Below are 8,578 nucleotides of genomic sequence, written 5' to 3' on the forward strand. Positions count from 1 at the left end.
GATGCCGATCACCCGGGGCGCGGCCCGCCCGATCACCTACTACGGCACGCCGGTGCTGCACCGCCGGTGTGTCGACGTCACCGCCTTCGACGAGCCGCTCGCAGCGCTGATCGACGACATGTTCGCCTCCATGTACGCGGCGGAGGGCGTCGGCCTCGCCGCCAACCAGATCGGCGTGGACCTGCGGGTGTTCGTCTACGACTGCCCGGACGACGACGGCGTCCGCCATGTCGGGCACGTCGTCAACCCGGTGCTGCAGGAGGCGTCCGCGCTCGCCGGGACGGCCACCGGCACCGAGGGCTGCCTGTCGGTGCCCGGCCCCCGCGCCGAGGTGCCGCGGGCCGCGGCCGCGACGGTGACCGGCTTCGACCGGAACGGCGCGCCGATCACGGTGACCGGCACCGGGTTCTTCGCCCGGTGCCTGCAGCACGAGTGCGACCACCTCGACGGCACCGTGTACGTCGACCGGCTCCCGGAGCAGCGGCGCGAGCGGCTGCTGCGGGAGGCCGGGCTGCACAGCTCATGACGAAAGGGCGGGCCCAGCGATGCCGGGCCCGCCCCCTCACGACGAACCGGTCAGGACCAGGTGCCGCCGGCCCAGCCGTCGCTGGACCAGGTGCGGCCCGACCAGGTGCCCGCCGACCACGTCCGGCCGGACCAGGTGCGGCCGGACCACGCCGGGTCGCTCCAGCCGGTGGCGGCGCTGCCGGCCCACGGCGCGGCGGCCCACGTCGCCGGCGCCCACGTCCGGGACGCCCAGGACGTGCCGGTCCAGTCGTTGCCGGCGATCTGGTAGCCCCGCCACGACCCGCCGGACCACGACGGCGTGGTCGACTTGGCCCACAGGGCGCCGTTGAACGAGCCCCAGATGGTGCGCTCGCCGGTGAGCTTCACGCCGTCGAGGGTGAGGCTGCTGGTGCCGCGCGAGCCCTGGATCGAGCCGGTGCCGCTGGACCACGACAGGGACGGCGTGGCCACGGTCGTGCCGGTGCGGGCGAGCGCGCCGTTGACGTTGAGGGTTGCCAGGCCGAGAGTCTTCGCCGTGCCGGTGCCGAGCGGGGTGGCGCCCTTGACCAGCCAGTCCTTGACCTGGTTGGGGGTGGCGGCGGGCTTCGCCTGCAGCACCAGCGCGGCGGCCGCGGTGACGACGGCGGTGGCCTGCGAGGTGCCGCTGCCCTTGAACAGGGTCTCGCCGACCCGCGCCGACGGGTAGAGGTTGTCGACGTTGGAGCCGGGGACGCGCAGCGACGCGATCGACGTGCCCGGGGCGAGCAGGTCCACCTGACCGGCGACGCCGGCCGTGGTGGTCGAGGCCAGGTTGGTGAAGGTGGCCAGGGTGTCGTCGGCCGTGGCCGTGGTGCCGTTGGTGGCGGTGGCGCCGACGGCGAGGACCCAGTCGTCGACGGCCGGGTTGGTGAGCGTGCCGGCGGCGTTGCCGTTGTTGCCGGCCGCGGCGACCACGACGATGCCGGCCTGCCACGCCTTCTCCACCGCGAACTGCAGCGGGTCGGTCCACGACTGCCCTGAGCCGCCCGAGCCGTACGACAGGTTCAGCACCTTGATCGGGTTGGCGGCGTCGTCGTTGCGGTGCGCCACGACCCAGTCGATCGCGGCGATCATCTGCGACACGTCGACGGCACCGGTCGACGTGCCGATCTTCAGCGAGGTCAGCTTGACGCCGGGGGCGATGCCCTTGGTGCCGGTGGCGGTGTCGTTGCCGACGATGATGCCGGCCATGTGCGTGCCGTGGCCGTAGGTGTCCAGGTACCGCAGGTTCGCGGCCTGCGACTCGAACGACAGGTCCGGGCCGTTGACGATCTGCGCCGCGGGCAGCCCGGACACCGACGCGACACCCGTGTCGATCAGGGCCACGCCGACGCCCTTGCCGGTCAGTGTCGCCGCGGTGCCGGTGTCGGCGCCGATGGCCGACCGCACCTGGGCCAGGGTGGTCGCCGACGCCGCCGTGTCCGCGGCCTTGACGACCGCGTGCGCCTGCCCCGCGGCGAGCGCGACCGCGGCCGGCGCCAGCAGCGCGCCCGCCGCGGCGGCCCGCAGTCTCTTGGCGATGTTCACGGTTGGGAGCTCCGTCCTTGGAGGTGATCTCTTTCGACCCCCCAACCATGACCGTCGTCGGTTGCGACTCCACCGGGCGCGGCGACGAACTGTCCGGCCACCCGACACGAACTGGCCACCCGGTGTCCGCCGGTCGGTTCGACGCTCACCGATCCGCAACCGGACCGCACCGCTCCGGAACGCGCCCGACGCGGAAGCCGCACCGCTACTGGAGCGCGGGCCGGATGCGGAAGGAGCACTCCGCCCGGAAGGCGGCGGTGCCGTTGTCCTGGTCGACCCAGAGCTGCTCGCCGCGGTGGTGCAGGAACCAGCCGGGGTAGATTTGCGCGTCGAGCACGACCGTTCCCGCGGCCGCGCCGGCCCGGGTGCAGAACGTGGCGTCGCCGCGGAACAGCGGCGTGCCCTCGTCCCGGCTGAGCTGGAACCGCCAGGACGCGTGCCGCAAGAACCGGCCGTCGTCGGCGCGGAACGTGAAGCACGCCGGGTCGGCCAGCCCGGCGAGCACCGTGAACGTCGCGCGGCGCCGCTGCTCGGCGTCGCCGTCCGCCGGGACCGCCGCGAGCACGCCGAGGCCGTCGACGGTCGTGACGAACAGCCCCGGCTCGTGGGCCGACTCGATCGAGACGGTCCGCCCGGGGGCCAGGGTGGCGGTGCGCGCGGACGGCGAGCCGGTGGCGGCGGTGGTCGCCGGTGGTCTCGACGCCGGCCCGGCAGTGGCGGCCGGGGGAGCGGCGGACGGCACCCGCACCGCGGTCGTCGTCGCCGTCTGCAGCCCCTGGGACGGCGGCGGGTCGGCGGGCAGGGCGGTCACGGTGACGGCGGCGCCGGCCGCGACGGCGACGGCGACGGTCGCGGCGACGGGGTGCGCCGCGAGGATCTGGGCGAGGTGACCGAACACCCCGGCCTTGACGGTCGCGCCGAGGGTGGCCTTGCCGATCAGGCCCGAGCTGAGCGTGGCCGGGACCGGCAGCAGCGCGAGCCCGGGCAGCAGCCGGTCCGCGCTGATCAGCCCCTCGGCGGCGGGGGCGCAGACCGGGCATGGCCGCACGTGCCGGGCGAGGCGCTTGCGCCACAGCGGGCCCGGCGTGCCGTCCCAGCCGGCGACGAGCGCGTCCAGGTCGGGGCACCGGGGCGTGGCGTCCAGCGCGGCGACGATCTCGCGACTCAGGTCGAGCTGGTGGCGCATGCGCTGGACACGGACGGCGGCGTGGGCGACGCTGACGCCCAGCGCGCCGGCCAGCTCGGTGCGGCTGAGCACGCCGGCGTTCTCCAGCCACCACAGCGGCAGCAGCGCGCGGTCGGCCGGGTCCAGCCAGTGGGCGGCCCGCCGCACCTGGCGGCGCTGGCCGGACAGCTCCAGGCGCAGCCCGGTGACGTCCTCGATCTCGGCGGCGGCGTCCGGCACCTCGGCGGCCTCCTCCAGCGGCGCCATCCGCCGCGCGGCGGTGCCGCGGCGGTGCAGGTGGGTGCTCACCTGGTGGACCGCGATCGCCGCCAGCCAGGCCCGGAAGCTCTCCGGCTGGTGCAGTGCCGGCAGCTGCCGCACGGCCCGCAGCATGGTGTCCTGCACGACGTCGTCGATGTCGGCGGGCCCGTCCAGCGCGCGGCGGACGATCGTGTAGACCAGCGGCAGGCCGGCGGCGACGAGCTCATCGACGGCCCGCCGGTCACCGGCCTGGGCCGCCAGCACGAGGTCCGTTTCGTTCACGTCGGTGGTTCGCATCGTCACATCGCAGTCGCAGCGTTCACCGTGCAGCCGCCCGGCATGGTCGTTGACTGTCACCGACAACCGCCCGCCGCGTCAAGCATGCGGCGGGCGCGACCATGTGTTCCCGCCGCGCATAACACAAATCCGTCGGCGCCTTTATTGTTATTTCTGGGCCGCCGGAAACGTCGCAGGAATTCACGCGTGAAAATTTCGGCGATGTTACGTCACGAAAGACATTGCATGTCCGTGGCCTCTTGAATGTTCGCATTCGGTCTGGCAATCTCGCGGACTGTATGTGAGCGCTAACACGATTTCGAGGAGCACCGCATGGCGGTCCGTAACAAGGCGTCGGGCATCATCACCCTGCTCGTCGCGGCCCTGGTCGGCGGTGCGGTCGCCGTCACGAACATGACCACCGCATCGGCCGCCACGGTCGACACGAGCGCCTCCTACGTGCTGGTCAACCGCAACAGCGGCAAGGCCCTGGACGTCTACAACTTCTCCACCGCCGACGGCGGCCGCATCACGCAGTGGACCCGCGGCGACGGCGCGAACCAGCAGTGGCAGTTCGTCGACTCCGGCGGCGGCTACTACCGGATCCGCTCCAAGCACTCCGGCAAGGTCCTGGACGTCTCCAACTTCTCCACCGCCGACGGCGGGACCGTAGTGCAGTGGTCGGACCTCAACGGCACCAACCAGCAGTGGCGGCTCGCCGACTCGTCCGGCGGGTACGTGCGACTCATCAACCGCAACTCCGGCAAGGCCCTCGAGGTGCAGGGCGCCTCGACCGCCGACGGCGGCAACATCGTCCAGTACGCCGACTGGGGCGGCAACAACCAGCAGTGGCAGCTGGTGAAGCTCGGCGGCACCGACCCCACCACGCCGTCCGGGCAGTACAACAACCCGGTCGTCTGGCAGGACTTCGCCGACGGCGACATCATCCGCGTCGGCGACGCCTACTACTACTCCGCGTCCACGATGCACTACTCGCCGGGTGCGCCGATCCTGCGCTCCTACGACCTGGTCAACTGGGAGTACGCCGGGCACTCGGTGCCCCGGCTGGACTTCGGGTCGTCGAACTACGACCTCAGCGGCGGCCGGGCCTACGTCAAGGGCATCTGGGCCTCCACTCTCAACTACCGCAAGAGCAACGGCACGTACTACTGGATCGGCTGCGTCGAGTTCAACCGCACCTACGTCTACACCGCCACCGCGGTCGACGGCACCTGGCAGAAGCGGTCCCAGATCAACAACTGCTACTACGACGCCGGGCTGCTCGTCGACGACAACGACACGATGTACGTCGCGTACGGCAACAGCACGCTCAGCGTCGCCCAGCTGTCCGCCGACGGGCTCAGCCAGGTCCGGACCCAGCAGGTGTTCACCACGCCGTCGAGCGTCGGCACCCTCGAAGGCTCGCGGTTCTACAAGCGCAACGGCAGCTACTACATCTTCGTGACCCGGCCGGCCAACGGCCAGTACATCCTCAAGTCCAGCAGTCCTTGGGGCCCGTACGAGATGCGGCAGGTGCTGCTCAACATGCCGAGCCCGATCTCCGGCGGCGGCACCCCGCACCAGGGCGGCCTGGTCCAGACGCAGAACGGCGACTGGTACTACATGTCCTTCGTCGACGCGTACCCCGGCGGCCGCGTCCCGGCGCTCGCGCCGATCAGCTGGACCTCCGACGGCTGGCCCGTCGTGCAGACCGTCAACGGCGGCTGGGGCGCCTCATACCCGAAGCCGAACATCACCACCGCCAAGACGGTCAAGCCGATGACCGGCGCCGACACGTTCACCGGCGCGGCGCTCGGCCCGCAGTGGGAGTGGAACCACAACCCCGACACCTCGAAGTTCTCCACCGGCAGCGGGCTGCGGCTGCAGACCGCGACGGTGACCAACGACCTGTACCAGGCCCGCAACACCCTCACCCACCGCATCCAGGGGCCGACGTCGACCGCCACGATCGAGCTCGACTACTCCGCGCTCGCCGACGGTGACCGGGCCGGCCTGGCCATGCTGCGCGACTCGTCGGCGTGGATCGGCGTCCGGCGCGACGGCGGCACCACCCGGGTCGCCATGGTCAACGGGCTGACGATGAACAGCAGCTGGGGGACCAGCAACACCGGCACGGAGGCGGCGAGCGCCGTCGTGTCCGGCGGGCGGATCTGGCTGCGGGCCACCGCGGACATCCGGCCCGGATCGGGCCGCCAGGCGCGGTTCTCCTACAGCACCGACGGCACCAACTTCACGTCGCTGGGCTCCGCGCTGACCCTCAACAACGCGTGGCAGTTCTTCATGGGCTACCGCTACGCGATCTTCAACTACGCCACCAAAGCGCTCGGCGGCACCGCCACCGTCAGCCGCTTCGACATGACCACCCCGTAAGGAAGGACAGCTCGTGAGAAGACGCGTGATACTGCCGCTGATCGCGGCCGCCGTGCTCGCCGTCGGCGCGGCCGTGCTCGTCAACGGCTCCGCCGACGCCGGCACCACCCTCGGCACCTCCGCCGCGGAGAAGGGGCGCTACTTCGGCGCCGCCGTCGCCGCCGGCCGGCTCGGTGACAGCACCTACGTCGGCATTCTCGACCGCGAGTTCAACGCGATCACGCCCGAGAACGAGATGAAGTGGGACGCCACCGAGCCCAACCAGGGCCAGTTCCGCTGGACCGGCGGCGACCAGATCGTCGCCCACGCCCAGGCCCACGGGCAGAAGGTCCGCGGGCACACCCTCACCTGGCACGCCCAGCAGCCCGGCTGGGCGCAGAACATGTCCGGCAGCGCGCTGCGCAACGCGATGGTCAACCACATCACCCAGGTCGCCACCCACTACAAGGGCAAGGTCTTCGCCTGGGACGTGGTCAACGAGGCGTTCGCAGACGGCGGCAGCGGCGGCCGGCGCGACTCCAACCTGCAGCGCACCGGCAACGACTGGATCGAGGTCGCCTTCCGCACCGCGCGGGCCGCCGACCCGGGCGCGAAGCTCTGCTACAACGACTACAACACCGACGGGATCAACGCGAAGAGCACCGGCATCTACAACATGGTGCGCGACTTCAAGTCCCGCGGCGTGCCGATCGACTGCGTCGGCTTCCAGTCCCACCTGGGCAACTCGGTGTCCGGCGACTACCAGGCCAACCTGCAGCGCTTCGCCGACCTCGGCGTCGACGTGCAGATCACCGAGCTGGACATCGCCGGCAGCAACCAGGCCGACAACTACGCCACGGTCGTGCGCTCCTGTCTCGCCGTCTCCAGGTGTACGGGCATCACCGTCTGGGGCATCCGGGACAGCGACTCGTGGCGTACCGGCGAGAACCCGCTGCTCTTCACGGCCTCCGGCGCGAAGAAGGCGGCCTACACCTCGACCCTGAACGCGCTCAACGCCGGCACGAACCCCGGCCCGACCGGATCCACGGGCGTGGACACGAGCGCCTGGTACGTGCTGGTCAACCGCAACAGCGGCAAGGCCGTCGACGTCTACAACTTCGCCACCAACGACGGCGGCCGGATCACCCAGTGGACGCGGACCAGCGGCGCCAACCAGCAGTGGCAGTTCGTCGACTCCGGCGGCGGCTACTACCGGATCCGCTCCAAGCACTCCGGCAAGGTCCTGGACGTCTCCAACTTCTCCACCGCCGACGGCGGGACCGTCGTGCAGTGGGCCGACTTGAACGGCACCAACCAGCAGTGGCGGCTCGCCGACTCCGGCAGCGGCTACGTCCGGCTCATCAACCGCAACAGCGGTAAGGCCCTCGAGGTGCAGGGCGCCTCGACCGCCGACGGCGGCAACGTCGTGCAGTACAGCGACTGGGGCGGCAACAACCAGCAGTGGCAGCTCGTCCGCGTATAGCTGACACCCCCGTGAAGAAGGAGCACACCCCGCACATGAGTACGTATCGAACGCGACGCCGCATCGGCCTCGCCGCGGCCGCCATGGCCCTGGTCGGCGGTGGCGTGGTGGTCGTCAACATGACGACCGCCGCGGCCGCCACCGTGGACACCAGCGCCTCGTACGTCCTGGTCAACCGCAACAGCGGCAAGGCCCTCGACGTGTACAACTTCGCCACCAACGACGGTGCCCGCATCACCCAGTGGGCCCGCAGCGACGCTTCCAACCAGCAGTGGCAGTTCGTGGACTCCGGCGGCGGCTACTACCGGCTGAAGTCCAAGCTGTCCTCGAAGGTCCTCGACGTGTACAACTTCTCGACCGCCGACGGCGGCTCGGTCGTGCAGTGGTCGGACCTGAACGGCACCAACCAGCAGTGGCGGCTCGCGGACTCGTCCGGCGGGTACGTGCGGCTGATCAACCGTAACTCCGGTAAGGCCCTGGAGGTGCAGGGCGCCTCGATCGCCGACGGCGGCAACGTCGTGCAGTACAGCGACTGGGGCGGCAACAACCAGCAGTGGCAGCTCGTCCGCGTCGGCGGCACCACGCCCACCACGCCGGGCAACACCGGCGGCGGGTGCACGCTGCCGTCGTCGTACCGGTGGACCTCGACCGGCTCGCTCGCCAACCCCAAGTCGGGGTGGGTGTCGCTGAAGGACTTCACCAACGTCGTCTACAACGGCAAGCACCTGGTCTACGCCACCACCCATGACACCGGCTCGACGTGGGGGTCGATGAACTTCGGCCTGTTCACGAACTGGTCGGACATGGGTTCGGCCAGCCAGAACGGGATGAACTTCGGTGCGGTCGCGCCGACGCTGTTCTACTTCGCGCCGAAGAACATCTGGGTGCTCACCTACCAGTGGGGCGGGGCGGCGTTCAACTACCGCACGTCCAGCGACCCGACCAACGCC

General features: G+C 71.1%; 6 protein-coding genes. 4 read left to right on the forward strand and 2 right to left on the reverse strand.

The annotated features are described in order from the left end of the window. Position 1 precedes the first annotated feature (1 nt). A complete protein-coding gene (def, locus tag AB0J72_RS53650; RefSeq protein WP_363415278.1) occupies positions 2-526 on the forward strand; it encodes a peptide deformylase in 525 nt (174 codons plus the stop codon). Positions 527-576: 50 nt separating this feature from the next. Here def and AB0J72_RS53655 read toward each other — a convergent pair whose 3' ends face one another. Next, positions 577-2,073 carry a S8 family serine peptidase gene (locus tag AB0J72_RS53655; protein ID WP_363415281.1) on the reverse strand — a complete coding sequence of 499 codons (1,497 nt, stop codon included), beginning with the start codon at positions 2,071-2,073 and terminating at the stop codon, positions 577-579. Positions 2,074-2,278: 205 nt separating this feature from the next. Beyond that, the gene (locus AB0J72_RS53660) at positions 2,279-3,796 is read right to left on the reverse strand and encodes a sigma-70 family RNA polymerase sigma factor (protein WP_363415284.1); all 1,518 of its coding nucleotides are present in this window, start codon (positions 3,794-3,796) and stop codon (positions 2,279-2,281) included. Between the two features lie 312 nt (positions 3,797-4,108). On the opposite strand from AB0J72_RS53660, the gene AB0J72_RS53665 reads away from it, so the two are divergent. The 3 genes from AB0J72_RS53665 to AB0J72_RS53675 all read left to right on the forward strand — a co-directional run. Then, positions 4,109-6,166 carry a family 43 glycosylhydrolase gene (locus tag AB0J72_RS53665; RefSeq protein ID WP_363415287.1) on the forward strand — a complete coding sequence of 686 codons (2,058 nt, stop codon included), beginning with the start codon at positions 4,109-4,111 and terminating at the stop codon, positions 6,164-6,166. 13 nt (positions 6,167-6,179) lie between these two features. Further along, positions 6,180-7,628 carry an endo-1,4-beta-xylanase gene (locus AB0J72_RS53670; RefSeq protein WP_363415290.1) on the forward strand — a complete coding sequence of 483 codons (1,449 nt, stop codon included), beginning with the start codon at positions 6,180-6,182 and terminating at the stop codon, positions 7,626-7,628. An 83-nt stretch (positions 7,629-7,711) separates the two neighbouring features. Next, positions 7,712-8,578, forward strand: an 867-nt coding sequence (locus AB0J72_RS53675) for a non-reducing end alpha-L-arabinofuranosidase family hydrolase (protein ID WP_363415295.1), incomplete at its 3' end; no start/stop codon positions are given.

Source organism: Dactylosporangium sp. NPDC049742 (assembly GCF_040674675.1).
Classification (GTDB): Bacteria; Actinomycetota; Actinomycetes; order Mycobacteriales; family Micromonosporaceae; genus Dactylosporangium; species Dactylosporangium maewongense.

Coding starts and splice junctions, on each gene's coding strand:
- AB0J72_RS53665 (WP_363415287.1), top strand. CDS start 4,109: ATGGCGGTCCGTAACAAGGCGTCGGGCATCATCACCCTGCTCGTCGCG.
- AB0J72_RS53660 (WP_363415284.1), bottom strand. CDS start 3,796: ATGCGAACCACCGACGTGAACGAAACGGACCTCGTGCTGGCGGCCCAG.
- def (WP_363415278.1), top strand. CDS start 2: ATGCCGATCACCCGGGGCGCGGCCCGCCCGATCACCTACTACGGCACG.